This window comes from Bacillus benzoevorans, from assembly GCF_014207535.1.
In the GTDB taxonomy this organism is placed as follows: Bacteria; Bacillota; Bacilli; order Bacillales; family Cytobacillaceae; genus Bacillus_BD; species Bacillus_BD benzoevorans.
In genome coordinates this window covers 1-26542 of the sequence record NZ_JACHGK010000026.1, presented here as the reverse complement: position 1 = coordinate 26542, position 26542 = coordinate 1, and the positions used below count along the sequence as shown (strand labels likewise).

The 26542-nt window shown below is 41.6% G+C and carries 27 protein-coding genes and 8 tRNA genes; 25 read left to right on the top strand and 10 right to left on the bottom strand.

What is annotated here, in order from left to right; all coding sequences use genetic code 11:
* Positions 1–16 precede the first annotated feature (16 nt).
* On the top strand, positions 17–613 hold the full coding sequence (locus tag HNR53_RS21265; protein ID WP_184529876.1) for a cob(I)yrinic acid a,c-diamide adenosyltransferase: 597 nt from the start codon (positions 17–19) through the stop codon (positions 611–613).
* A 117-nt stretch (positions 614–730) separates the two neighbouring features.
* On the opposite strand, the gene HNR53_RS21260 is transcribed toward HNR53_RS21265, so the two are convergent.
* From HNR53_RS21260 to HNR53_RS23545, 7 genes are all read right to left on the bottom strand, one after another.
* A complete protein-coding gene (locus HNR53_RS21260; RefSeq protein ID WP_184529874.1) occupies positions 731–1051 on the bottom strand; it encodes a heme oxygenase in 321 nt (106 codons plus the stop codon).
* A gap of 32 nt (positions 1052–1083) precedes the next feature.
* Positions 1084–1803, bottom strand: a complete 720-nt coding sequence (locus HNR53_RS21255; protein ID WP_184529871.1) for an ABC transporter ATP-binding protein — start codon at positions 1801–1803, stop codon at positions 1084–1086.
* Positions 1804–2925, bottom strand: coding sequence for an ABC transporter permease (locus tag HNR53_RS21250; RefSeq protein ID WP_184529869.1), 1122 nt, complete (start codon positions 2923–2925; stop codon positions 1804–1806).
* Positions 2926–3256: 331 nt separating this feature from the next.
* Entirely contained in the window at positions 3257–3775 is a 519-nt protein-coding gene (locus tag HNR53_RS21245; RefSeq protein WP_184529867.1) for a helix-turn-helix transcriptional regulator, read from the bottom strand.
* Between the two features lie 449 nt (positions 3776–4224).
* A complete protein-coding gene (locus HNR53_RS21240) occupies positions 4225–4626 on the bottom strand; it encodes a type II toxin-antitoxin system death-on-curing family toxin (protein ID WP_184529865.1) in 402 nt (133 codons plus the stop codon).
* On the bottom strand, positions 4623–4874 hold the full coding sequence (locus HNR53_RS21235) for an AbrB/MazE/SpoVT family DNA-binding domain-containing protein (RefSeq protein ID WP_184529863.1): 252 nt from the start codon (positions 4872–4874) through the stop codon (positions 4623–4625). Before HNR53_RS21235 ends, HNR53_RS21240 begins: the two co-directional genes overlap by 4 nt.
* A gap of 351 nt (positions 4875–5225) precedes the next feature.
* Positions 5226–6452 carry an HYR domain-containing protein gene (locus HNR53_RS23545; protein ID WP_184529861.1) on the bottom strand — a complete coding sequence of 409 codons (1227 nt, stop codon included), beginning with the start codon at positions 6450–6452 and terminating at the stop codon, positions 5226–5228.
* A 145-nt stretch (positions 6453–6597) separates the two neighbouring features.
* Between HNR53_RS23545 and HNR53_RS23595 the strand changes: the two genes are divergently transcribed.
* Entirely contained in the window at positions 6598–6726 is a 129-nt protein-coding gene (locus HNR53_RS23595; RefSeq protein WP_184529912.1) for a tyrosine-type recombinase/integrase, read from the top strand.
* Between the two features lie 172 nt (positions 6727–6898).
* Positions 6899–7105 (top strand): hypothetical protein, encoded by a 207-nt coding sequence (locus tag HNR53_RS21220; protein WP_184529859.1) that lies wholly within the window; start codon positions 6899–6901, stop codon positions 7103–7105.
* Positions 7106–7447: 342 nt separating this feature from the next.
* Here HNR53_RS21220 and HNR53_RS21215 read toward each other — a convergent pair whose 3' ends face one another.
* A complete protein-coding gene (locus HNR53_RS21215) occupies positions 7448–7783 on the bottom strand; it encodes a L,D-transpeptidase (protein WP_184529857.1) in 336 nt (111 codons plus the stop codon).
* Positions 7784–8039: 256 nt separating this feature from the next.
* Between HNR53_RS21215 and HNR53_RS21210 the strand changes: the two genes are divergently transcribed.
* The 7 genes from HNR53_RS21210 (at position 8040) to HNR53_RS21180 (ending at position 16690) form a co-directional block, all read left to right on the top strand.
* Positions 8040–8672 (top strand): histidine phosphatase family protein, encoded by a 633-nt coding sequence (locus HNR53_RS21210; RefSeq protein WP_221452430.1) that lies wholly within the window; start codon positions 8040–8042, stop codon positions 8670–8672.
* 242 nt (positions 8673–8914) lie between these two features.
* On the top strand, positions 8915–9979 hold the full coding sequence (locus HNR53_RS21205; RefSeq protein ID WP_184529855.1) for a D-alanine--D-alanine ligase: 1065 nt from the start codon (positions 8915–8917) through the stop codon (positions 9977–9979).
* Between the two features lie 122 nt (positions 9980–10101).
* On the top strand, positions 10102–11475 hold the full coding sequence (locus HNR53_RS21200) for a UDP-N-acetylmuramoyl-tripeptide--D-alanyl-D-alanine ligase (RefSeq protein WP_184529853.1): 1374 nt from the start codon (positions 10102–10104) through the stop codon (positions 11473–11475).
* A gap of 275 nt (positions 11476–11750) precedes the next feature.
* The gene (locus tag HNR53_RS21195) at positions 11751–12440 is read left to right on the top strand and encodes an alpha/beta hydrolase (RefSeq protein ID WP_184529851.1); all 690 of its coding nucleotides are present in this window, start codon (positions 11751–11753) and stop codon (positions 12438–12440) included.
* 371 nt (positions 12441–12811) lie between these two features.
* Positions 12812–14287, top strand: a complete 1476-nt coding sequence (gene cshA, locus HNR53_RS21190; RefSeq protein ID WP_246439723.1) for a degradosome RNA helicase CshA — start codon at positions 12812–12814, stop codon at positions 14285–14287.
* A 479-nt stretch (positions 14288–14766) separates the two neighbouring features.
* Entirely contained in the window at positions 14767–15246 is a 480-nt protein-coding gene (locus HNR53_RS21185) for a PH domain-containing protein (RefSeq protein WP_184529849.1), read from the top strand.
* On the top strand, positions 15239–16690 hold the full coding sequence (locus HNR53_RS21180; RefSeq protein WP_184529847.1) for a PH domain-containing protein: 1452 nt from the start codon (positions 15239–15241) through the stop codon (positions 16688–16690). The genes HNR53_RS21185 and HNR53_RS21180 overlap by 8 nt, the downstream gene beginning before the upstream one ends.
* Before the next feature lie 56 nt (positions 16691–16746).
* On the opposite strand, the gene HNR53_RS21175 is transcribed toward HNR53_RS21180, so the two are convergent.
* Complete coding sequence (locus tag HNR53_RS21175) at positions 16747–17334, bottom strand: rhomboid family intramembrane serine protease (RefSeq protein ID WP_184529838.1); 588 nt, start codon at positions 17332–17334, stop codon at positions 16747–16749.
* A 144-nt stretch (positions 17335–17478) separates the two neighbouring features.
* On the opposite strand from HNR53_RS21175, the gene acpS reads away from it, so the two are divergent.
* The 6 genes from acpS to HNR53_RS21145 all read left to right on the top strand — a co-directional run bounded on the left by acpS (position 17479) and on the right by HNR53_RS21145 (position 24247).
* Positions 17479–17832 carry a holo-ACP synthase gene (gene acpS, locus HNR53_RS21170; protein ID WP_184529836.1) on the top strand — a complete coding sequence of 118 codons (354 nt, stop codon included), beginning with the start codon at positions 17479–17481 and terminating at the stop codon, positions 17830–17832.
* A 510-nt stretch (positions 17833–18342) separates the two neighbouring features.
* A complete protein-coding gene (locus tag HNR53_RS21165; protein ID WP_184529834.1) occupies positions 18343–19353 on the top strand; it encodes a LolA family protein in 1011 nt (336 codons plus the stop codon).
* A gap of 374 nt (positions 19354–19727) precedes the next feature.
* Positions 19728–20885, top strand: a complete 1158-nt coding sequence (alr, locus tag HNR53_RS21160) for an alanine racemase (RefSeq protein ID WP_184529832.1) — start codon at positions 19728–19730, stop codon at positions 20883–20885.
* Between the two features lie 388 nt (positions 20886–21273).
* Entirely contained in the window at positions 21274–21555 is a 282-nt protein-coding gene (locus HNR53_RS21155; protein WP_184529830.1) for an antitoxin endoai, read from the top strand.
* A gap of 4 nt (positions 21556–21559) precedes the next feature.
* Positions 21560–21910: a type II toxin-antitoxin system PemK/MazF family toxin gene (locus HNR53_RS21150; RefSeq protein ID WP_184529828.1), complete on the top strand. Its 351-nt coding sequence runs from the start codon at positions 21560–21562 to the stop codon at positions 21908–21910.
* 156 nt (positions 21911–22066) lie between these two features.
* Positions 22067–24247: a Tex family protein gene (locus HNR53_RS21145; protein ID WP_184529826.1), complete on the top strand. Its 2181-nt coding sequence runs from the start codon at positions 22067–22069 to the stop codon at positions 24245–24247.
* Between the two features lie 67 nt (positions 24248–24314).
* Here the strand turns inward: HNR53_RS21145 and cmpA are convergent, their stop codons facing one another.
* Positions 24315–24425: a cortex morphogenetic protein CmpA gene (gene cmpA, locus HNR53_RS23340; RefSeq protein WP_184529824.1), complete on the bottom strand. Its 111-nt coding sequence runs from the start codon at positions 24423–24425 to the stop codon at positions 24315–24317.
* Positions 24426–24543: 118 nt separating this feature from the next.
* Between cmpA and HNR53_RS21135 the strand changes: the two genes are divergently transcribed.
* The 9 genes from HNR53_RS21135 to HNR53_RS21095 all read left to right on the top strand — a co-directional run bounded on the left by HNR53_RS21135 (position 24544) and on the right by HNR53_RS21095 (position 26391).
* Complete coding sequence (locus HNR53_RS21135; RefSeq protein ID WP_184529822.1) at positions 24544–25005, top strand: SprT family protein; 462 nt, start codon at positions 24544–24546, stop codon at positions 25003–25005.
* A 368-nt stretch (positions 25006–25373) separates the two neighbouring features.
* Positions 25374–25448: transfer RNA gene (locus HNR53_RS21130), tRNA-Asn, on the top strand.
* Between the two features lie 4 nt (positions 25449–25452).
* Positions 25453–25543 (top strand) — tRNA-Ser (locus HNR53_RS21125).
* Positions 25544–25559: 16 nt separating this feature from the next.
* A tRNA-Glu gene (locus tag HNR53_RS21120) sits at positions 25560–25631 on the top strand.
* 17 nt (positions 25632–25648) lie between these two features.
* A tRNA-Asp gene (locus HNR53_RS21115) sits at positions 25649–25725 on the top strand.
* Positions 25726–25742: 17 nt separating this feature from the next.
* A tRNA-Gln gene (locus tag HNR53_RS21110) sits at positions 25743–25817 on the top strand.
* Between the two features lie 184 nt (positions 25818–26001).
* Positions 26002–26086 (top strand) — tRNA-Leu (locus HNR53_RS21105).
* Positions 26087–26105: 19 nt separating this feature from the next.
* Positions 26106–26191 (top strand) — tRNA-Leu (locus tag HNR53_RS21100).
* 126 nt (positions 26192–26317) lie between these two features.
* A tRNA-Gly gene (locus tag HNR53_RS21095) sits at positions 26318–26391 on the top strand.
* The last annotated feature ends 151 nt before the right edge of the window (positions 26392–26542 follow it).

Here is a 26542-nt window from a genome sequence, read left to right as displayed (position 1 = left end):
AAAAGGGGAGAAGAGAATGCGTATTTATACACGGACAGGTGATAAAGGGCAAACGAGTATTATTGGCGGGCGCGTTGATAAAGATGACGTAAGAGTAGAGGCCTATGGCACTGTCGACGAGGCGAATTGTTTTGTCGGGCAGGCCGTAACACAACTGGATAAAACGATTTTTAAGGATATCCTTGACGATTTAGAGAAAATTCAGCACGAACTCTTTGATTGCGGCGGCGACCTGGCGAATGTAACGAAAAATCGGCCGCTTAAATTAACAAACGAAGCGATTACGTACTTGGAAACAAGAATTGATCAGATGATTACTGAAGCACCTGAGCTAGAACGCTTTATTTTACCAGGCGGGTCACCGGCAGCAGCAACACTGCACATTGCCCGCACGATTACAAGAAGAGCGGAGCGGCAGATTGTTACATTGATGAAACAGGACAGCACAGTGGCGGAACTGCCGCTGCAATTTATGAACCGCTTGTCTGATTATTTCTTTGCCGCAGCCCGGGTAGTTAATTTCCGCCTGAAAGTGGAAGATGTGCAATATATCCGTAGTGCCCCGGTATTTCGTGACGGCAAAAGAAAAGAAAACAAAAACAGCGAGGAATAAAGACAAGAAGAAAGGAACAGAAAACATCTACTAGCGTAGATGGATTCGGTTCCTTTTTCATTTCACAAACAAAACCCCTACTATTTAAAAAGCAGGGGTTTTGCTATTAGTAAGTTATTATTCATTTGGTTCTAAAGTCGAAGCAACCTCTGAAATAATGATTTCACTTCCCAAGATCGGGGATTCCTGTTCAGTGTTATTTGGTCCTGTATGGGCTTCTTTAAAAGCGGTGCTATTTTTCCAATGGTTAAAGTTTTCAATCGTGTTCCAATACATATTTACATTCAGTTCATCATATTCTGAAAGATTTTTAGTCAATAAAACTTCTACTTTTACAAACCCCTCCATTTTTTGTAAAGCACCCGGTCTTGTGAACATTGGAGCCATTTTTGCTGCAAAGCCTAATTTCATTTTTATTCTGTTTGTTACAATAATCATTGATTATTCCTCCTTGGTTTTCAATGAGATATTTATCCTCTGGTAGAGACTGTCTTCATCTTATCTTGACTGAAAGAATCGTCACGTTTAAGTCTTCCATCTTCCATTCGATACACTTTATCGCAGTATTCTAGCATTCGTTCATCATGGGTGACCATAATCGCTGCTTTGTTTCTTGTTTTTGTTTCTCTGGCTATGAGTTGAACCACTTCATGAGCCTTTTTCGAATCAAGACTTGCTGTTGGTTCATCTGCGAGAATAATAGATGGATTGTTTATAAAAGCGCGAGCAATTGCAGCACGTTGGCGTTCTCCTCCAGATAACTGTTCAGGTAATTTTTCCAATTTTGCTGCTAAACCGAGACTTTGTAATAATTCTTTAGCGTATTCCTTATCTTCCTTTACAAGTTTCCCTGCCATTCTTTTTACTACGAGTAATTGTTCCAGAACATTTAAATAGGGGACGAGGTTACTGGTTTGTAAGATAAATCCTATTTCCTCCAGCCGCAATCGTGCTAAATCCTTAGGCTTTAACTGATTAAGGCTCTTACCGTTAAGAATAACCTCGCCTTCAGATGATTGGAGTAAGGCACCTGCAATGGCAAGAAAGGTACTTTTACCTGAACCTGATGGGCCAATGACAGCAATAAACTCACCTTGTTCCACCGTTAGGGAAATACCATCAAGGGCAAGAACTTGATTTTCCCCCTGTTGATACAGTTTAGAGACATTTTTTAATTGTATTCCTGACATTTATTCCATCCTCCCAATCGCTTGAAGTGGGTCTATCTTTGTAATTTTTCGAACGGAAACCAATGAACTTAAAATCGAAATGACCAGTAATAAAAGGGCATAAAGGACAACTAATTTTAAATCAAGTGAAAATGGCATTCCATCCGGAAGAATAAGGGCTGTCCCATAGGTTAATAAGATTCCCGCCACAATACTAATTAATGATAATAGAAATACTTGGGATACAATGGCTTTGCCAAGGAAACGATTGCTGGCACCAATGGCTTTCAAAATGCCAAACTGATTTGACTTTTGCAGGGTAAGTACATAAAAGAATACCCCCAGTACAAATGCCGAGATGGCCAAAAGGAAGGTGAGCATCATCGTAATCGTACCATTCTCTTCTTTATAACCAGGCATTCCTTGTATGGCTGCGGCCTTGGTTACCGTTTCCGTATTCTGGAAGTGCTGATTTATTTTCTCTGGGTCAATATTTTCCCCTTGCAGCATAATGGCATTTACAGGTTTCTCAATTCCTTTATCAGAGCCCGGTGCTGCAAATTGAATCGAGCGCCATTTATCAAGAGTAGTAAAAATAGCAGGTAAATGGTTGTATGTTTCATTTTTAACAAACCCTGCAATTTTCACTTTTTCTAATGATCCTTCTATCTTCAGCGTATCACCAATCTTAAAGCCCTTTTTCTTTAAAGTATCATTGGCGGTAACTTCCAAAGGCTTATTTGCTTGAAGTGGCTTTCCTTCGCTCACATTGGGTTCCAGAAAACTGCCAGGTGTGATTCCCAGTATGGCAATATCTACTTTTTCTTTACCATCAGAAGCAGAATTATTTAATACGGTTCCCATGGTTGCACCCATTGCTGATGCAGCTGAAACATTCGTTTGGTGTTCCAGCTTTTTTGCCAATGATTCACTCAATAACGATCGGCTCATAGAGGCTCTTGATCCGTCTTCAAAAGTCACATAATTGGCATCCATATTTTTAAATGTTGCCGCACTAAGAGTGGAAAGGCCGTTACCTAGTCCAGAAAGAAGGAATACCAACCATGCAATCAGGACAGTTATAACGCCAATCATTAAAAATCGTAATTTACCATGCTTTAACTCTTTTATAGCAAGAAACAATGTATGCCACTCCTTTTATGGAAAAATTATTAGTCACGTTTGACTAATAAAAGTATATTAGTTCTGTGTTGAATAGTCAACTGTGACTATATGGTTAAAAAAGGGATTATTTGTTTATCCCGCATTAACTGGCAGGAATACCCCCACGTCAAGTATTCCTGCTAGACGAGAATAGTAAATTGGGGATCAACTGCCAGTAAAAGCCCGATTGGTTCAACTAACAATCAGTGGGGATGAAAGAAAACCCCCACTGATTGAAGTTTCACTTTATTGTGATTCAAATAAAAAAGGAACCTTTGGTGGCTCCGTTGATTCCAAAAGTGTATAAAATTTAATCCGAATGAAGAAGATGTTGAATGGTTTTTTCAAGAAAGACAATCTCTGCTGATAACATTGTAATTTTATGTTCGACTGCAAGATTTACACCGGTTCGTATTCCATGCGCAGGGGTTTGTTTAAATAGGTCTATTTGTTTTTTGTTTTTCCTTAATCGTTCTTTCAAGGCTGGTATTGCTTGGTCCATAGGAAGAAAATCAATAAACATTAACCCGATATCCCCTTGGTAATTAACACTTTCAGCAGAAGACAGATTATCCAATAGTAATTGATAAAAATAGTTTCGGCCGCTTTCATTTATAGAATACACTTTGCGGGTGGGTCTATTTCCTTCTTGCTCTAACTGAATATCAATAAAGCCCTTTTGATTTAGTTTATCCAGAGTAGCATAAGCAGTAGGCTTTTTCATATCTGTAACTGTACTTAAGTTTCTTTCGATGAATTCATTAATCTGATATCCGTGTTGACTTTGTCCCATTAGTAACCCAAGTAGAATTAGTGAGCGATTTTCCACTGAAATCTTCCTTTCTTTCACACACTCTATCTATATTCTCTCGTATATTTTGTTTGTAGTCAATTGAGTGTTAATCTGTTCTTTATCAGTAACTTAAGGAGAACTATACCATAAAAAGAAGGCCATTTTTTTATCTAATAAAAGTACATCTACATGGAAAGAGCTAAGGCAACCTGGAGATTCAAGTATAGTATTCATAGGTTTAAGGGAGAAGATAGCCTCATGTAGAGCAGCTGCGGTGAATCGTACCATAAGTAAATGAGGTTTATAAGAGGGAAGTAAGGAGATTATTATTGTATGGGATTCAATATCTTCTTGAACCAAAATATAAAAGAAAGTTTTAAACTCTTTCACTTATATAAAAGGGCGCAATAAATTAGCAAAGGCTCAATCGCTCATAAATTATATGCAATTAAGCCAATCTTATAAAATGGAACCCTTTTTTAAATTCATATCTTTTCTGTATGTTCTTTAATAGTTAAGACGATTTCCTGAAACGTGTATTTATGGTTGACCACATCGACTGTAAAATCTTGTTCTTCATCTATTCCCATCGTCCATCTATAATGATTTATTTTCAAAAAAATAATAAGTGAAGCAAGGGCTGTTCTTTTATTTGCATTGTGGAAAGCATGATTTTTAGCAATGGATTCAAATAGTGCAGCTGCTTTTTCATATATGGTTGGATAGGCATCTTGACCAAATGCGGATTGTTTAGACCGGTTAAGCTTAGTGTCCAGCAGTGCAGGGTCTTTTACGCCAATAGTCTCTTGTGGTGAATATAAGCGAATTTGTACTGTATTGATAGCTATCACTTGATTCGTTGTTAAATAAATAATTTCGTCTCTCATCTATCTACTAACCCTTTAAATGCTTTGTCATGCTCCTTTATCACTTCGTTCAGAAGTTCCATAAATTCAGCATCTACTCCACTTGGAAGATGAAGCTGCTCTTTTTTTCTTAAAATGATTTTTCCACCTTTTACTTCAATTTGTACATCATCGCCTTGAGATAGTCCTACCTGCCTTAATAATTCCGGAGGTAATGTGATGCCGATGCTGTTCCCTATTTTTGTTACCTTTCTTTCAATTTGCTCCATAAATTCCACCTCCTTGTTATAACTGTTATAACAATTATGACACAGTGTATCCTTTTCTCAAGATTAATATTCAACTGATATACATATTCAGTCACAGGACGCAATTCTGCAGCAAGAATTGTGCTCTTTCTTTAGGTTAAGGGCCATTATCTTGAATAAAAGGTTGAAGAAAACCCTACTTTTTTATGCGCTTTCAGTCTTCTTCAGAAGTCAAATATGTTGATACATCTGAAAAGAAAAGAGCCAAACCCTTGAAACATAAGGATTTGACTCTTTTGTGTACTTCATTTATGTTAACTAGATTTGTAGAGGATATTCATTCCTTTTTGATCCTTAAATGTGGTTCCATCATCATCTATCACTAAAAAATCGACAAGGATCTATAACCACTCTTATGTTAAACGAACAAGTGCTGGTATTTCCGGCTGCATCTGTAGCTGTACAAGTGACAGTTGTTGTACCACGAGGGAAGAAAGAACCAGATGCTGGTGTACAAACAGAGGTAACAGCAGAACAGTTATCGCTTACTGTTGGAGGTGGATAATTTACAATAGCTCCATTTTGCCCTAAATCATTAAAAACAGTGATATCGGCAGGACAATCGATAATAGGTGGTTCAGTATCAGGCGTAAAGGTAATTTCAACAATTCCATTACCTGAACGAACAGCACTTTGGTTAACTTGATTGATCCCAGCATTGAACGAAGAACCACCTCCACCTCCGCCACCAGCGGTAGCTCCAGTAGTAGCACCACTACCGCCATTACCACCACCAAAGCCGCCACCTCCGCCACCAGAATCACTACCAGCACCTCCACCGCCAAAACCACCATCCCCTCCACCATTTGCAGCAATACCACCATTACCAGCAATACCACCAGCACCGCCCCCACCTCCACCAGTTCCAGCAGCACCGCCAGCAGCACCTCCGCCTCCGCCGCCAGCATTCAAACCACCTCCACCTCCGCCGCCAACACCTCCTAAACCAGTAAGACCACTACCACCCCCACTAACATCACCGGTACCTCCAGTACCACCGGTACCAGCAAAAGCGCCACCTCCGCCTCCACCTCCAGAGGCAGTAGTATTGGCATTACCGCTACCACCAGCACCTCCGCCACCAGTAGCAAGTCCACCAGCACCACCAGCACCACTATCACTACTATCACCACTAATACCGTTAGTAGCACCTCCACCTCCACCAGAACCGGCAGTTCCCGGGGTATTTTGGAAACCGCCGCCACCTCCGCCGCCAGCGCTGATTAATATACTAGCTAAGGATGGAGTCCCGCCGCGCCAAACAAATGATCCTCCACCGCCGCCGCCAGCGCCCTGACCTTGAACACCTGCGGCACCGATACCGCCAACTAGAATAGTTAACAGCTCTCCTGGAGTAACAGAAAACTCCCCTTGAATAGAGGCCCCCAGACCACCTGAACCACCAGTACTTATCCCATTAGCACCTGCTCCACCAGCTCCGCCTTGCGCTCCCTGTGCTCTGATGGTCACAGAGCATACATTTGCTGGAACCGGAAATGTTTGAAGATCCCCCGTGAAGTTAAATGTTTGTGTAGCCATTCATATTTCTCCTTTCAATACATTCGATTGATTTAGTTATTTTATTCACGAGGAAGTGGATTGCACCCGTTTTGTTAAATGTATTTCATTTAACGGAAAAAAAGAGTATCCATCCGCATCAACTTACGTCTGCTATACTACGCATATGATGAATAACGGTGTCCCCCTTAAGGTGATCCAAAGCCTGCTTGGCCATGAGAAGAGTGAGACGACCAAAATATATGCGCAGATGAGTGGAAAGTTGAGGCGTGATTTTTATAGTAAATATTTTTGAAAGGGCATTTCATTGAACTTCAATGGGGGCACCATTAACGGAGGATCATTGGTAAACTTATCTGGAATTCGAGTTTTCTATTATTGTGCGCATTCCAGTCGCGGCTTTCCAATAAGGATTATTGTAAATGGTTTGGATAAAATATACCTAAATATAATTTAGGGTGATGAAATTGAAAAAAGGTGTTCCCCTGTTATTGTTTTTATTCAGTAGTGTATTATTTTGTTGGATAAATAATGGAACTGTATATGCTAATCTGGATGATATGTCCTCTTTAGAGGAAATGTACACTCAAATTGGATATAAAACAGTTGAAGAAGCCGTTATAGAATTTGAAAATCATTTCAAAAAAGATGTGAAGCTGCCATTTTTGTGCTAATTCAATTGATTATGTTCCGGAAAAGAGAAGTTCGTTACAGAAGTAACTAGCACCTTCTTCGTATTTTTCAGGTTTCAGGGTAGGATTGTGTTATACGAAAGACGGAAAAAATCCACCATTGATATGGTGGATAACACTATTATAGGAACAAAATTAAAGCCGAGGCAACTACACCAATATAAATCCAGATTGAATTATCTTTCATGCAATTTCCAATTTTCCTCATTTCATTCACCGCCATTACTACTATATTCCGCAAATATAGAAATGGTTAAAGAAGAAAAACAACAAATTTCGCTTTTTTTTTATATTTATGCAGTATGAAGAGCGAGAGTAAAAAAGTCATTTATGAATAGAAACCCAAGTGCCAATTGAAACTCTAGATGATAATTCTAGAACATCATGATTAAACATTCTAATACATCCATGTGAGACATTTTTACCGATTGAAGCGGGGTTATTGGTTCCGTGTATACCGTAATGAGGTTTTGATAATCCCATCCAAAGCACTCCAAATGGTCCGCCGGGATCAGGTTGTTTATTGATAATCGTGTATGTCCCAGAAGGTGTTGGTGACAATATTTTTCCAACTGCAATGGGGTAAGTTTTTATAAGCTTATTTCCATCAAAAAGTTTTAATTGATGACGCGATGTTGATACGTCAATCCATTTCGCCATGAAGTTCAACTCCGTCCTTTTTGAATATTCTATGAAGTGACTTGGGCATTTGTTAATCAATGCTGCACATCTGATAAATAACAGCGCAACACTTAGGGTGGTTCAGGACCTGTTTGGTGAGAACATGCTAAACAAATCCGCCTGGAAGCAGCGCCTTTATTAATATAAATTTGCCATTGAAAGAAGCGGTCTGATTGTTTAGCATAATATATAATGATAGGCACTTAGAAAATGATTAATAAAGGAGATTAGGAGATTGCTATATTTATATATTGTCCGGCATGGGGAAACGGAATGGAATGCGGCTGAGCGGATACAGGGAAGGCTGGACTCTCGTTTGACGGAAAAAGGCCGGAGCTATGCCAAGAGGTTAGGTGAAAGGCTTAAAGATACAGAGTTCACGCGGATTATCGCCAGCCCAAGTCAAAGAACGCTGGAAACGGCACAACTGCTTAGAGGTGAGCGGGATATCCCTGTCATTCAGGATGAACGGATTATGGAGATGGCGATGGGACCATGGCAGGGCATGACAAAGGCGGAAATCCGGCTGCAGTACCCTAATGAATATGATTGGTTTATGTCCAGGCCTGAACTTTATCAAAATATCGGAGCGGAAACGTTTTTTGATATGAAAGAGAGGGCCGAGAAATTTCTTGCCGAGATGAGAAACGGCACTTTGAACGGAAACGTGTTGGTTGTTTCGCACGGTTTGTTAATCAAAGCGTTGTTTGCTATTTTCAAAGGAGTGGAGATTAAGGATATATGGAAAGAGCAAATCGTTGATGGTACAAGCCTGTCCATTGTAAAAATTGACCGGGAAGAGCAGGAAATCCTTCTTGAAAGCGATATGGGCCATGTGACCAATGATGAAACAGTCCCTCGCTTATAATTCCGAATGTTTTGCGGCTTTTTGAAAACTTTCCTGTTTTTCAGGTTTCCATTAAGCCCATTTTTACATACTATAAGAAAAGTAAGTCGAAAATTTAACTGTTATATACGAAAAGAAAAGAGAGAGATAGTCCCAAACAGTTTTTCAATAACGAGGGAAATATAAGCAATATTGTTTCACAAAGCCATTTCAGAAAGTGGTAAAATGGGTGAGTGTGAATCACAAAATGGAGGGTTTGTTAGATGAAAACAAAATTAGGATTACTATACGGCGGGAAATCTGCAGAGCATCCAGTATCACTGCGGACGGCTATGGCTGTTATTGGAGCGCTAGATCATAACAAATTTGATATATATCCTATTTATATTGCTGAATCAGGCGAATGGAACAAAGGGGCACAGTTAACAGGTCCGGTTGAGAATGTTGACCAGCTAAAGTTTGGCGGTAACGGAACTTCTGCGTTATCTTCTGATTTATTTCAAACGGAAGATGGACAGTCTTTTGATGTCATTTTCCCTCTGCTGCACGGACCAAATGGAGAAGATGGAACGGTACAAGGCTTTTTAGAACTGTTGAATTTACCGTATGTCGGCAATGGAGTGCTGGCTTCCTCTGCAGGGATGGATAAAATTGTGATGAAAAATATCTTTGCCCAGGCCGGACTGGCACAGGTGAAATATGTTTCTTGTATAAAAAGCGAATGGAGCAGTGCCCCAACTCACGTCTATGAACAAGTGGAGAAGGAATTAGGCTTCCCATGTTTTGTGAAACCGGCAAACCTAGGCTCAAGCGTTGGCATCAGCAAATGCACGAATCGTGCTGAATTGGAAACAGCTTTTGCGGAAGCATTTCAGTTTGATCGCAAAGTGATTATTGAAGAAGGCGTTACAGCAAGAGAAGTGGAAATTGCTGTTTTGGGCAATGATAATCCTGAATGCTCGGTAGCAGGGGAAATTGTACCGAAGAAGGATTTTTATGATTATAAAGCAAAATATGTTGATGATGATACAGCGCTTATTATCCCGGCTGAGATTACAAACGATGAGTATGCCATGCTGAAGGAAATGGCTGTTAAAGCATTCAAAGCCTTGGATTGCTCCGGTCTTGTCAGAGCAGATTTCTTTTTAACAAAGGATGGCAAAGGGTTAATTAATGAAGTGAACACAATGCCTGGCTTCACACCGATCAGTATGTTCCCGCTTCTTTGGAATCAGAGCGGTCTGGAATATCCTGCCTTGATTGAACGCCTTGTGGAGCTGGCGATTGAACGATATGAAGTTAAACAAAGTATTAAATTCACAGTGTAAGCAGGGTTGGCTGCTATTTTTGCACAAATAGGCACTAATCGCCTATAGGTTTACTAGGGGGCTGTTCCTTCAGGGTGTGAGGCACCCGGCAGGACAGCCCTTTCTGAATTGGGGGGAATGAAATGATAAAGAGGACGTTAGCGCAGCTAAAGGATATGATTCAAATTGAGAACGATATCACTGCCTTTCAAGATATTGCGATAAATGGTGTTTCAATTGATTCGCGGAAAATTGCCAAAGGAAACTTGTTTGTTCCTTTTAAAGGGGAGCATTCCGATGGGCACCGCTTCGTCGAGGAGGCGCTCAAAACAGGCGCACATGCAGCCCTGTGGCAGAAGGATGTGCCCAATCCGCCATTGCACCTGCCGATTCTTATCGTTGAGGACACATTAACTGCGCTGCAGGAACTAGCTAGAGGCTATCGGAACCAGCTGGATGTAAAGGTCGTTGGTATTACCGGCAGCAACGGAAAAACAACGGTAAAGGATATGGTGACTAAGCTTTTGTCCTTGCAATATAAGGTGCAAAAGACAGAGGGAAATTACAACAATCATATCGGTCTGCCGTTAACGGTGCTTTCTCTTGCTGAGGATACAGAGATTGCTGTTTTGGAAATGGGAATGAGCAGTAAAGGCGAGATTGACTTTTTATCCACTTTGGCACGTCCGAACGCAGCTATTATTACGAATATCGGTGAATCGCATTTGCAGGATTTAGGCTCAAGAGAAGGGATTGCCGAGGCGAAGCTGGAAATTACCCATGGCCTCCAGGAAAACGGTTTAATCGTTTATCTTGGCGATGAACCATTGCTGCAGGAGCGGCTCCAGGATGATAAAGGAAATGCTCTGATTCAGACATTTGGGCGCAACGATGGGAATGATATCTATCCGCTGGAAATCAAGACGGATAGTTCAGGCAGTATGTTTAAAACAAATCTCTCGCAAACGGTATTTAAGCTGCCGGTGCTTGGGATTCACAATATTCTTAATGCCCTTTGTGCGATGTTGACGGCAAATTATTTCCAAATACCGTATTCAAAAATGAATGAAGGCTTTAGCGGTTTGAAACTGACGAATATGAGAATGGAACTTGTAGAGGGACAAAATGCTGTGAAGGTCATTAACGATGCCTATAATGCCAGCCCAACATCGATGAGAGCGGCGATTGAACTAGTGTCTGCACTTTCGGGATTTTCGCAAAAAATTCTTGTACTTGGAGATATGCTGGAATTAGGAGAGAGAGAACAGGAATTCCATTATGAAATGGGAAAATCGATTGATCCGCAAACGGTGGATTACGTCTTTACTTTTGGGGACCTTGGCCGGTATATTTCAGAAGGGGCTAAAACCGTTTTAAATGAAAATAGAGTGTTTTCTTTTGCCGAGAAAGAGTCTTTGATTGCAGAGCTGAAAAAAATTCTGACTGCTGATGCACTTGTGTTGGTAAAGGCATCAAGAGGGATGAGAATGGAAGAGGTTGTGAAGGCTTTAATCTGATTTAAACGCTATATTACGGTCCGGCCGCTTAATCATCATCCAGCGGCGCAGCCTCATGGTTATGATTTCGAGGCACTGTATACACCATTCCCACTTGTTTTTTAGGTGGGAAGGATTTGATCTGGACTCGTTCCATTACCAGATACACTGGATCAATCAGTCATATCTATGAATTTTGCCCGGATTTATGCTTAAGATAAGAATTTTCTCAGCGATTGGGTGTAAAATACAAATAGGACAAATTCTTAACTTTGATTAAAATGGCGGTGTCAGAGATGATCGGATGTTTATGTATTCATGGTTTTACGGGTGCCCCGTCTGAGGTTGATCCACTTGTGCAATATTTAAAGAAGGAAACAGATTGGAAATTAGCTGTGCCAACTCTGCCCGGTCATGGAGATACACTTCAGTTGAAGGGCGTGCAATATAAAGAATGGATTGGTCATGCAGAACGTGAACTAGAGGCATTGCTTGATTCGTGTGAAAAGGTTTACGTGGTAGGTTTTTCAATGGGAGGAATGATTGCCAGTTATTTAACTGTTCATTTTCCGGTTGAGAAATTAGTGTTGTTAAGTGCGGCTGCTTATTATGTAAATCCAAAACAGCTTGCAGCTGATATTGGGACAATGTTTAAGGATCTATCTCAAGGTAAATTGACAGAAAATGAACTGTTTTTACGCTATAAACGAAAAATAAAGGAAACCCCGTTAGCGGCAACGATCCAGTTTCGCAAGCTTGTGAATCAGGTTCGTCCGCTGCTGCCGGAAATTAATGTACCCACTTTTATAGCCCAGGGTGAAGTAGACGGGATTGTCCCTCCAAAAACAGCGCAATATTTATACAATCATATCTGTTCTTCATCGAAAAAACTTTTTTATATTAAAAATTCTAAGCATTTGATTTGCCATTGTGAAGAACGAAATGATTTATTCGAAAATATTCTGTCATTTTTACATGAGCGGTAATCAAACAGAAGTGAAAACCTTTCTCGATACAATTGGCGCTAATATTGCAAACTGCCGGCAGTAATGGTAAAATTATCAACAAAGTGCCAATGAGAGAATTTCTTTCGACCTCAGACATTACTCCATTTGGAGAATGTCTTTTTTTCACTTTTTACATGTATTACTGCGCTTGGAATACCTTTCCACAGTGATTATATAAAATATGGGCTCGGGAGAAATCGAACTAGCCACTTCACATAAGTACACGTATACACGCTTTGTTATGGAGGTCATTTAGCCGCTGTTGTATTCTTTCTTTTTAAAAAATGGGAATTTACGCTGAATGAATCTGATCATTGACATGGCAAATGAAAAGAAGGAGAATGGGAAAATTGACAAAATTTGAAGAATTAGGTATTAGTGCAGCAACGATGAAGTCACTGAAAAGAATGGGCTTTGAAGAGGCGACGCCTATTCAGGCTGAAACGATTCCACTTAGTCTTGCCAATAAAGACTTGATTGGCCAGGCGCAGACTGGAACGGGTAAAACGACTGCATTTGGTGTACCGATGATTGATAAGGTTGATAAAGATAAGGACTTTATCCAAGGAATCGTTATTGCACCGACACGTGAACTTGCGATCCAAGTATCAGAAGAGTTATATAAAATCGGTTACGGAAAAAGAGCGCGTGTGTTAGCGATTTATGGAGGACAGGATATTAATCGTCAAATCCGTGCTTTGAAAAACCATCCGCATATTATTGTTGGAACACCAGGACGCTTGTTGGATCATATAAATCGTAAAACAATCCGTCTGGATCATGTTCATACGGTTGTTTTGGATGAAGCAGATGAAATGCTGAATATGGGATTTATTGAAGATATCGAAGCGATTCTTGCACAAATCCCGGAAGAGCATCAAACCCTGTTATTCTCAGCTACGATGCCTGCTCCAATCCAGCGGATGGCGGAACGGTTTATGAGGGAGCCGCAGGTTGTTCGGGTGAAAACAAAAGAAGTAACGGTTTCTGCCATTGATCAGTATTATCTGGAAGTTCAAGAAAAGAATAAGTTTGATATTTTAACGAGACTGCTTGATATTCAGTCACCTGAATTATCGATTATTTTTGGACGCACAAAAAGAAGAGTGGATGAACTTTCAGAGGCATTAAATCTCCGCGGTTATAATGCTGAAGGAATTCACGGCGATTTAAGCCAGGCGAAACGTATGTCTGTTTTACGCAAGTTTAAGGAAGGCTCTATTGATGTGCTGGTAGCAACAGATGTAGCGGCCCGCGGTCTTGATATCTCAGGTGTGACACATGTATATAACTTCGATATTCCACAGGATCCTGAAAGCTACGTTCACCGGATTGGACGTACCGGTCGTGCAGGTAAACAAGGTGTGGCGATGACGTTCATTACACCAAGGGAAAAATCTTACTTACATGTAGTGGAAAGAACAACAAGAAGAAAAATGGAGCGCATGCAGCCGCCAACATTGGATGAAGCATTAGAAGGACAACAAAGAGCGGCAATGGAGAAAATCGTACAGACGATTGACTCTAATAATCTGCAATATTACAAACAACTTGCCGATGAACTTTTATCAGAACACGATCCTTCAACTGTAGTAGCAGCGGTTCTTAAAATGCTGACAAAAGAACCTGATAACACACCAGTTGTTTTGACCGAAGAAAAACCGCTTCCGTCTAAACGGGATCGCAAACCGGATGATCGTAAACGCGGCGGCTATGATTCTTATAACCGCAAGAGAACACCGGTTAAATCACGCTCAGGCCAAAGTCATGGCGGAAAACGTCCAAACAACTCACAATACAAATCAAAATCAAATAGTTATCGGTAATAAGAAAAGCGGAAGCGCCTTGCCCAGCGGCGTATGGACTGGAGCCATCCCGACTGAGATAAAGGAAACACGAAGAGCACAATAGTGCAATTCGATGTTGACTTATCGTAGGGAGGGAGGGTGAAGTACACTAGACGCTAGGCGCTGTAGCTAGACACCGGTCTAAATTCAGAAACCTTATACTTAACCTTTGAAGATGATGCACGGGAATGTAATCCCGTGCATTCGTTTGTATCTGGGGGGGAATTAAAGAAAGAGCGTACCGAAGCATGAAGGTTTTTCGCAAAATTTGGGGCATCAATGACGCCTCGAATTTTGAAACTTTATGAAAGTATATTACGTACATATAGCAATAAGTTTTTAAGCCTCCGGCGGATGCCTCGGATTTTTTAAAGGAAATTTTTCGAGCGGGCTCGAAAAAAACCGGACGCAAATTCGACGGGGCGAATTTGATTTGTAGAAGAATCAGGGGGTGCAGGATGTTAGCTGAACCAAGAAAGAGAATTTCTCAGAAAGCATTGATTGTCTGGAGGATTTCGGGCGCCATTATTTCAGCCTTTTTTCTGCTTATTGCAGGAGGAATTATTGTCTTTACATTGATCTTTGACTGGCTGGTGTGGATTAGTGCTGCAGCTATCATATTATTTATTTTAACTGTTGTTTTTTCCGTATTTATTTTTCCAAAGCTGCGCTGGAAGCGGTGGCGGTATGAGGTGAGGGAACAAGAAATTGAACTGCAGCATGGGATGTTTATTGTTACCCGGACGCTCGTTCCGATGGTTCGGGTACAGCATGTGGACACGAAGCAGGGACCACTTTTGCGTAAATACAATCTGGCTTCTGTAACCATTTCAACCGCTGCGACGGTCCATGAAATCCCCGCTTTGGATAATGAGGAAGCGGAGGAAATGAGGGTCTTCATCTCGAGGCTGGCAAGGGTGGCGGATGAAGATGTCTGAGCGGAAACGGCTTCATCCCATATCGGCTGTGGCCAACACTTTGAAGCAAATTAAGGAAATGATTCTTCCCTTTGTCCTCCTTTTTGTGGTGGGGAGAAATGGAGATGGAGACCGGTATTGGTTTTATATTGTAGCAGCAATGTCCATCATCTTTCCATTGATTAGCGGTATTCTGACCTGGATGCGGTATACATACCGGATTGAAGAAGGGGAGCTGCGCATTGAATCCGGCATCTTTGTGAAAAAGAAACGCTATATCCCATTTGAAAGAATTCAAAGCCTTGATTTTTCAGAAGGGGTATTGCAGCGGATGTTCGGCTTGGTGAAGGTGAAAGTGGAAACAGCAGGATCGACCAGTCTTGGGGAGGCTGAGGCGGTGCTGACTGCGATTACGAAAGAAGAAGCACGGGCGATACAAGAGACTTTGTCACTTGTGAAAAACGGGAAGGATGCCATGCGAACAAGGGATGAAGAGGTTCCGGAGGAAAGGGCGAGCCTCTATCATATCACGCCATCCCAGCTTGTATTATTAGCGACAACATCCGGAGGAGCAGGCGTTATCCTGTCAGCGATAGTTGCCTTTATCTTTCAATTCGATGAATTGATCCCCTATAAAAAAGTATACAATGAGTTTCAGCACTTCATTGCCAATGGCATCGTCTTTGTCAGTCTGGCGGCGCTGCTGGTCTTTCTCGTGGCATGGATACTGGCGTTTATCAGTACATTGTTGAAGTATGCGAATTTTACTGTACAAAAGGTTGAAGGTGACTTGATTATTTCAAGAGGGTTATTGGAGAAAAGGCAAATAACAATTCCCATCAACCGCATTCAAGGCATCCGCATCAGCGAAAATCTCATCAGGCAGCCGCTGCGTCTGGCGACGGTGTATGTAGAAAGCGCCGGCGGATCAATCGATAAAGAATCGAAGTCAACGATTATGGTTCTGCCCATCGTGAAAAAACGGAAAATCCCTGAATTGCTGCATTCTATTCTGCCTGATTATGATTTGCATCCGGAAGTGGTGTCTGTCCCTAAAAGGGCATGGAGAAGGTATATGTTCCGCGGACTACTTTTCCCGATCCTCCTCGTGCTGGGTGCCGTCATTTTCTTCCGGCCATGGGGCTGGCTTTCGCTCTTGCTTATTCCCCTTACGGCAGTTTGGGCCCACTGGAAGTATAAGGACGCGGGTTGGAGTGTAAATGATGTACAGTTAACATTGACCTACAGGGGAATCATTAAGAATACAGTGATGATGAAAAGGAATAAAATTCAGACATTATCGATACAGAAAAATTATTTTCAAAAAAGGCAAGGGCTGGCCACTGTCCAAGCAACTATCATATCCGGAATTGGAGGATCTGGAGGTACGGTGAACGATTTAGAGGCGATTGCCGGAATGAAAATTTATCACTGGTACAGCCGCCATCAGGACAATATAATATGAAGCAAAAAAAGTCAGATTCTCGCATGCAGCATCTGACTTTTCTTGTGTAAACAGCTCTATTTTTTTTGCAAAGAAAGCAATCCAATAAGAAAGCCGGAAATCAAACCGAAAAGATGGGCCGTTACATTAATCTGCGGCTGAACGAAGGTCATAATGACACTGATGACTGTAATGGTAATCAGCAGCTGTTTGTTTTCCTTTGCCATCCGGTGCTTTTGCCGAATGAGGATACTGATGTAATAGCCAAAAATTCCAAAAATCGCCCCGCTGGAGCCGACATGCATATAAGTAAGCGGTTCTAAAAAGAGTGTGGCCACATTTGCTGAGATTCCTGTTACTAAATAGACGACGGTAAACCTTATGGGGCCGATCATTTTTTCTAAAGCTGGTCCGAATATCACAAGTGAGAAACTGTTAAATAAGAAATGAGAGAATCCGTTATGCATAAATATAGGGGTAATAATCCGCCAGATTTCTCCTTGCATAATAAACAAATTAACGCCGGAAAATAGTTCGAAAAACCATTGATTGGGGAATAGCGGCAAGACAGTCAGCAAATACAGTACAAGATGAATAAGAAGGATCGCGGTAATAACCGGATAAAAACGGATAAACTCCTTTAAGCTTTCAGTCCTAGTGAACAAGTTTAATAACCTCCTGCAAAATTGCTTAGAACAATGATAACACAGAGACTCTGCTGCAGCTAAACATGGTTGTTCAACTATACATATGCTAATATTACGTTTAAAAGCAGTTCAAAAGAAAAATCAAATAAAGGAAGTTAGACGATGATCGTTGGAATTGGGATAGATATTGTGGAATTGGAGCGGATTGAAAAAGTAAGCGCTCGGCAGAAAAAGTTTGCCGATCGGATCCTGACTTCATTTGAAAAAGAAATATATGAACAATTAAGTGGAAAAAGACAGATTGAATATTTAGCGGGAAGATTCGCTGCTAAGGAGGCATTTGCCAAAGCGTATGGTACGGGGATCGGCACGCAGCTATCTTTTCTTGATATTCAGGTAGAGAATGATGAAAAGGGAAAGCCGGCAATCACAAGACCGCTGCAGGAAGGGGTTCATCTGTCCATTTCGCATAGTTTGGACTATGCCGTGGCGCAGGTTATCATTGAAAAAATATAACATGTAAGGCATCCGGCGCCACAGCTTTTTTTTCGTAAAAGGACTGGTGCCTTTCTCTTATACAGGTCTCATTTCCTCTCTTTAAAATTAGCAAAGGCACTTTTTTCGTTCGTCATATTACAGGTGGTTGTCTCATATATTCATAATGCAATAGGAGAGACAAGACCAGGCAGCTTGAATATGGTGTTTCATCCGATCGCACTCCGCCTGCTTTTTCCTTGTCTAGCTGTCAGGCCTGTAAAAAACACATGAACAGGCAAGGTCATGACAGCTTTTCAACTTCATTCAGCAGAAGTCCTCCACTTCTGTAAGTGGGGGATGAATGCAAAATAGTTTTCCGATTCAGTGGGGATTCAAACCCTGGCTGAATGAAGTTAGGCCTCCGGCGGATGCTTCGATTTTTCAAAGGAAATTTTTCGAGCGAGCTCGAAAAAAATCGGGCGCAAATTCGACGGGGCGAATTTGATCTCTCCTTCTTACGGATTAATGAGACAAAAAGGGGTTGAAGGAATGAAGAAAAGGTTATTTATGCTTCTGGCACTGCTTCTGGCTGTTCTTTTATTAGCTGCGTGCGGGGAAAAATCTCAGACAGACGTTGTCAAGACACTGGAAGGGAAGCTAGATAAGCTGGCAGGGTATAAGGTGAAAGCGAAAATGACACTGCAGATGGGGTCGGAGCCGCATACGTATGATGTGGAAATCTGGCATAAAAGGCCTGATTTCTATCGTGTTGATCTAAAAAACGCACAAAAGGATCAGAGCCAGATGATTTTGCGTAATGATGAAGGTGTCTTTGTTTTAACACCGGCACTAAATAAAAGCTTTAAGTTCCAAAGTGACTGGCCGCAAAACAGCAGTCAAGCCTATTTATTCGAGTCGCTGGCCATGGATATTATTGAAGATAAAGAAGCGAAATTCACCGCAACAAAGGACCATTATGTTTTTGAAACAAAAACCCGTTATCAAAACAATAGAATGCTCCCTTACCAAGAGATTACGCTGAGTAAAAAGGACCTGGCCCCTGTCAGCGTGAAAGTGATGGACACCGATCGCAATGCGCTCGTTACAGTTGAATTTACGGATATGAAATTTGATGCCAACTTCGACAACAAAGACTTTGACATGCAGAAAAATATGACAGGTGCCCAGCTGGATAAAACTGTCATGGCCGAGCTGGGAGATTCATCGTTTACCGTGAAGTATCCGGAAGAAACAGCAGGAGCAAGCCTGAAGAGTGAAAAAGAAGTGAAAATGGAGGACGGAAAGCAAGTCGTACTCACCTATGAGGGAGAAAAATCCTTTACATTAGTGCAAGAAAAAACAGAGATTCTTCCTGCCACAGCCGGACCGATGGTTATGACTGGAGAGTTGGTAGACCTTGGTTTCACCATTGGTGCTGTCACGGATAACAGTTTGACTTGGACGTACGAGGGGGTAGATTATATGATTGCTTCCAATGATTTAACACCGAAGGAAATGGTGGAAATTGCCCAAACGGTTCAGGCAGAAGCAGTAAAATAAAAAACGCCCGCTGACGCATTTGAAGATGATACGAGTTTTACCAAAATGAACGAATTGGACATCGAAACAGGCTCGCAAGAATGGGGCCTGTTTTTCTTGCACTGATAGGAAAGTATAAAATTGCAGCGAAGAAGTATTTCGACGTAGCTGCAATTTCTAGGAAATCAGTATAAGTGCAATAAGGCTTTTCTTAGAGCTTCAGCTCTTAGAAAAGTCAATCGGGCTCTGCGCGACTACGCCTCTGTCTTCGCCTTTCAGGCTCGCCAATCGGCGAGTTTTCTTTATAGACACAATTGACAAGCTAAAGGAAGAGTCAGATAATCTACTAAGTAAGTAGAATCAGGAGTTGTCATCTTAAGGAGTGTTAGAGTTAAATGGATCAGCCATTTTATCGGGATACATGGGCCGAAATTAATTTGGATCATATTTCTTATAATGTACAATCATTAAAACAACGATTACCGGAGAATGTGACGCTGTTCGCTGTTGTCAAAGCCAATGGATATGGCCACGGCGATGTTCAGACAGCTCAGTCAGCCATCCGCGCGGGTGCCTCTTATTTAGCTGTGGCATTAATTGACGAAGCCATTCTTTTACGAAAAAAAGGAATAAGCACTCCAATTCTTGTTCTCGGTGTGAGCAGGCCGGAAGATATTACGGCAGCGGCACAATATGATATTACCTTGACTGTTTTCCAACCGGACTGGCTTCAGTATGTAAAAGAACAAGTAACATTAACGGATCCGGTTCGTGTTCATATAAAAGTTGATACAGGGATGGGACGTCTTGGTGTCAGAACGAAAAGGGAACTGCAGGAAGTCGAACAAATGATTCAGGAAAATCCAATGCTGATTTTTGAGGGGATCTTTACTCATTTTGCTACAGCGGATGAAATCGATCAGACCTATTATCAGCAGCAGAGTGCGATTTTTAAAGAAATGCTGGACAGTCTGCAGCAGAAGCCCCCGCTTATTCATTGCAGTAATTCAGCTTCTTCACTTCGCTTCCCGGAAAATCATTTTAATGGGGTCCGGTTGGGGATTTCTATGTACGGATTAAGTCCTTCACCTGAAATCGAACCGGAACTGCCTTATCCGTTAAAAGAGGCTTTTTCACTGATAACGAAGATCGTTCATGTAAAACAGCTTCATTCAGGAGATAAAGTGAGCTATGGCGCCACATATGAGGCACAGGGGGATGAATGGATTGCCACTCTCCCAATTGGTTATGCCGATGGCTGGATTCGGAAGCTTTCGGGCCAGGAGGTGCTGATCGATGGAAAAAGGATGCCGATTATTGGAAGAATCTGTATGGATCAGACAATGGTTAAACTCGATAAGTTTTATCCGGCCGGAACGGTTGTTACCCTTATTGGCGGGCAGGGAAAAGAATTTATTTCAGTCAATGAAATTGCGCAAAAATTGGATACGATAAATTATGAAGTGACCTGCATGATAACGGGCAGGGTGCCCCGTGTCTACATCCAAGACGGAACGGTTAGCGAAACGGTAAACGGACTGTCTATGCCCTAAACCTGAATGTAAACAGTGTTAACTTCATTCAGCAGAAGTCCTCTACTTCTAAAGTAAAGGGATTTTATCAAACCAGTACTCTAATTCTATGGGGGTTCGGATCCTAGCTGAATGAAGTTAAGCCTCCGGCGGATGCCTCGGATTTTTTAAAGGAAATTTATCGAGCAAGCTCGATAAAAATCCGGGCGCAAATTCGGCGGAGCGAATTTGATTAATCATGATTATGCCGATAATTTTTTGGTAAATTAACCTTGCAGATGCATAAAAGGATATTTTTGTGGACTATAATACTGAAGAATGAGAAATGCTCTTTGCACTAGACAAAAATAATGGTATCATGGAAAAAGGTAGAGTGAATTGGTGTGTAGTGATGGTGGAGGTGTATTTTGTGTCTGAGTCCAGTGTTCCAACAGAGATTATGATAACATTACCGCAACATCTTTTGAGTGAATTAGACGGTTTTGCTAAACAAGAGAACGTTAATCGCAGCGAATGTATTTATCAGGCAACAAAAATGTATTTGCGTGAACGGAAGAAAAGACAAATTCTAGAATCCATGCGACGGGGCTATATGGAAATGGCCAAAATAAATTTGACGATTGCATCTGAAGCATTTCAAGCTGAATATGAGGCAGAACATACAGTTGAACGTCTAGTAAGCGGAGGATAATCCTTTGATTGTCAAACGTGGAGACGTTTATTTTGCGGATCTATCCCCAGTTGTTGGCTCAGAACAAGGCGGGGTGCGCCCTGTACTCGTCATTCAGAACGACATTGGGAATCGGTTTAGTCCCACAGTAATAATTGCAGCGATTACAGCACAAATCCAAAAAGCAAAGCTGCCTACTCATGTTGAAATTGATGCGCAACGTTATGGTTTTGAGCGAGACTCGGTAATTCTTTTAGAACAAATACGTACAATTGATAAGCAACGCTTAACCGATAAAATCACTCATCTCGATGAAGAAATGATGGAGAAAGTCGACGAAGCCCTGCAAATCAGCCTAGGTCTTATTGAATTTTAATAATCCCTGAATGCCTCTATACTTTGTGTAGAGGCATTCGTTTTTTTTACAGAAGAGACTGCGCGAAATTTGTCTATCATTAGAAAAGCCAGCGTTGTGAAATACTATCTGCAATTTGGTAAAATAAACTTTAGACTAATCATTGGAGGATTTAGATTGGAAAAAGTGCTGGAAAAACAAGAATCATTATATAAATTAATTGCATCTGAACAATCTCTATCAGTGAAGCAGGTAAAAAACGTCATTTCGATGCTTGATGACGGAAATACCGTTCCATTTATTGCACGCTACCGTAAAGAGCAAACGGGCGCCTTAGATGAAGTGCAAATTCGCGACATTATGGAGAGATGGCAATACATACAAAATCTAGAACAGCGCAAGAAGGAGGTCATTCGCCTGATTGATGAACAGGGAAAGCTGACTCCAGATTTAGAACAAAACATCATAAAAGCTGCTAAATTACAGGAAGTAGAGGATCTCTACCGTCCATACAAACAAAAGCGACGTACAAAAGCGACGATTGCAAAGGAAAAGGGTCTTGAGCCTTTTGCCGAGTGGCTGTTAACGTTCCCTGTATCAGGCTCATTGGAGGACGAAGCTGATAAATACCTTTCAGAGGAAAAAGGAGTTACTTCTGTTGAGGAGGTTATTGCCGGGGCGAAGGATATAATAGCAGAAATGGTTTCCGATGAAGCGGATGGCAGAAAGTGGATCCGCAGAGAAACCAGCAGAAAGGGAATCATCGAATCGGCTGTCAAAGATGCTGAAAAAGATGAGAAAAAAGTTTATGAAATGTATTATGCTTATGAAGAGCCCGTCAGCAAAATTGTTCCGCACCGGATCTTAGCATTAAACCGCGGTGTAAAGGAAGAAATTTTGCGTGTGGCAATAAAGGCGGATGTGGAATTTATCCTCAAGTATTTAAATAAAAAGTGGATAAAGAACCTGAAATCGATTTCTGCCGGCGTTGTTTCTGAAGCAGTAGAAGACGGGTATAAGCGGCTCATCCAGCCTTCTATTGAGCGGGAAATACATAATGAACTGACAGAAAAGGCAGAAGAGCAGGCCATCCACATTTTCTCAGAAAACCTGCGCAATCTCTTGCTGCAGCCGCCATTAAAAGGAAAAATGGTGCTTGGAGTAGACCCGGCTTACCGCACCGGATGCAAATTAGCGGTTGTGGATGAAACGGGTAAAGTATTAACGATTGGCGTGATTTATCCTCATCCTCCTGTTTCAAAAGCGAAAGATGCCCAGGAAAAGATCAAGGAGATATTGAAGAAATACAACGTTGAAATGGTGGCCATCGGAAACGGAACAGCATCCAGAGAAACGGAGCAATTTGTTGCCGATGTATTAAAAGAAATGCCGCAAGAAATTTTTTACATCATTGTGAACGAAGCAGGAGCCAGTGTCTATTCAGCTTCTGATATAGCAAGAGAAGAATTTCCTGATTTCCATGTTGAAGAAAGAAGTGCTGTGTCCATTGCCCGCCGACTGCAGGATCCGTTAGCTGAACTAGTTAAAATTGATCCAAAATCAGTAGGTGTCGGTCAATACCAGCACGACGTTGCACAAAAAAGACTTTCTGAATCTTTAACATTTGTTGTGGAAACGGCGGTAAACCAGGTGGGAGTGAATGTTAACACAGCGTCACCATCTCTTTTGCAATATGTTTCGGGACTGTCAAAAACAGTCGCAAACAATATTGTGAAAAAAAGGGAAGAGGAAGGAAAATTCACAACCAGGGCTCAATTGAAGAAGATTCCCCGCTTAGGTGCCAAAACCTATGAACAGGCGATCGGTTTCTTACGGGTTATTGATGGCAAGGAACCACTGGATCGAACTGGCATCCATCCGGAAAACTATGATGCAGTTAAAAGCCTGCTTCAATCACTTGGCTATACATCGTCAGCTCTCGGTACAGATGAGCTTAAAAAGGCATTGGCAACAGTCGATATTAACAGTACAGCTAGTGAGTTGAATATCGGGGAGCTCACACTGAAGGATATTATTGAAGCGTTAATGAAGCCTGAGAGGGATCCGCGTGATGAACTGGCGGCACCACTGCTGAAAAAGGATGTTCTGAAGCTGGAGGATCTAAAGGCAGGGATGGAACTGCAGGGGACGGTGCGCAATGTGGTGGATTTTGGCGCATTTGTTGATATTGGTGTTAAACAGGATGGTCTTGTTCATATTTCAAAATTAAGCAATAAATTCGTAAAGCACCCGCTGGATATTGTTTCTGTAGGCGATGTGGTAACGGTTTGGGTTGACTCTATTGATATGAAAAAGGGAAGAGTGGCGCTGACCATGCTGCCGCCATCAGAGGCATAGGCCTTATTTCCAAAAATAAAAGTTTAAGCGATGCGTCCTATTGTCAGATTGATAGTGGGACGCTTTATTAAAAAAGGTTTTTCCGGTAAAAAAACCAGCATTGATTTAATAATTTAACCTGATAACGATTTTTTTCATAAAAAGCTCTTCTTATTTGCTTTTGCAGCCAGTTTGGCACACGAAAAACCTCCTTTTTCGTTGAAAACCATAAACTGAAATCTTTGTCAAGTAACAATAGTCTATGCTGTTATAGGCTGTCTTGTTCGTTTTGTTGTGAAAAGAGGGTTAAAAAAGATATGGATAATGATGAATTACAAAGGCTTGTTGAGGAGATATCAAATACATTTTTTGAAAAACCATTCCGCCATCAAGCCATCTTTAATCCGCGGCTAAGAACGACCGGCGGGCGCTATCTGCTTAAAAGCCATAATATCGAGATGAATAAAAAATACTTGGAACAGCTGGGGAGGGAGGAATTAATTGGAATTATTAAGCATGAGCTGTGCCACTATCATCTTCATTTAGAAGGGCACGGCTATAAACATGGTGATCAGGACTTTAAATGGCTGCTGCATAAGGTTGGAGCACCCCGCTATTGTTCGACGCTGCCTGAAACTATGGAAAAAAGGAGAATCCAAAGGTCGTTGACCTACCTATGTACAGAATGCAGCCAGGTTTATAAGAGGAAACGAAAGCTCGATACAAAAAAATATGTATGTGGAAGATGCCGGGGGAAATTAGCTCTTGCAGGTGAATAAAAAACATGTCTGAAGATATACTTTCATTTATTGAACAAATTCTCTCTGCTATAACTGGAATAGAATATTCCCACCGTCTTCATTAAACCTATATCGCACAATTTGTCTTTGTAAAAAGCATATAATTGAAGAGTAAAATTTATTGTGATTTATGCTTGACTTTCTAGTTTGCCGTCCATATAATATAAAGAGTCGACACGGTGACAACCTTATTTTGCAGCCGTTTGACAGCGTTAATTATTCCGCAGTAGCTCAGTGAGCCGCAGCGTCCTGAAGAGGATGCGGCTTGCGACAAAAGCCGGAGTCTTTTGAAGCACAGATTGCTACTCTGTTTTGTACACTATATATTAGTGAAGATTAATCTATTTTCCGCAGTAGCTCAGTGGTAGAGCATTCGGCTGTTAACCGAACGGTCGTAGGTTCGAATCCTACCTGCGGAGCCAATTTGGGGAAGTACTCAAGAGGCTGAAGAGGCGCCCCTGCTAAGGGTGTAGGTCGCGCGAGCGGCGCGAGGGTTCAAATCCCTCCTTCTCCGCCAGTAGATTTAATATGATGGCCCGTTGGTCAAGCGGTTAAGACACCGCCCTTTCACGGCGGTAACACGGGTTCGAATCCCGTACGGGTCACTTGCAAAAAAAAAAATGGTCCGGTAGTTCAGCTGGTTAGAATGCCTGCCTGTCACGCAGGAGGTCGCGGGTTCGAGTCCCGTCCGGACCGCCATTAATTTAAATAAACATTGGGCTATAGCCAAGCGGTAAGGCAACGGATTTTGATTCCGTCATTCGAAGGTTCGAGTCCTTCTAGCCCAGCCATTTTCATTTTAGCTTTAATTCATTCTTAACGTTCAAACACAGCACCGAGATTAACATCTTTGAATAGAATATTGCAGGAAAAACAACGAGTTCTTCCGGTTGATATTTTGATGCTATCTAAGGTGAAGATAGTTCTTTTTTTCTTTTTTAAGTGAAAAGATACTGGAATATCATTAAATTATTAGCGGGTGTGGCGGAATTGGCAGACGCACCAGACTTAGGATCTGGCGCCGCAAGGCGTGGGGGTTCGACTCCCTTCACCCGCACCATTGAACTTTTTTATTGTATGCGGTCGTGGCGGAATGGCAGACGCGCTAGGTTGAGGGCCTAGTGGGGGCAACCCCGTGGAGGTTCAAGTCCTCTCGGCCGCACCAAAAAAAGTTGTTGACATTTGATTGAGACTTTGATATTATGTAAAAGTTGCATCTGAAAAAAGATGCGCCGGTAGCTCAAGGATTCGACTTCTTCCGGGCGCGCCGTAGTTTAATTTAAAACGTTATGCGGGTGTAGTTTAGTGGTAAAACTACAGCCTTCCAAGCTGTTGTCGTGGGTTCGATTCCCATCACCCGCTCCATTTAAATTGCTCTTTGAAAACTAAACAAACAAAAACGTCAACGTAAGTTTTATTTATTGTAACAAAACATGAGCAAATCAAACACTTTATCGCGATTAACGATCAGTAATATCCTTCGGATAAACTGCTCGTAAATGCCCGATCGATTCGA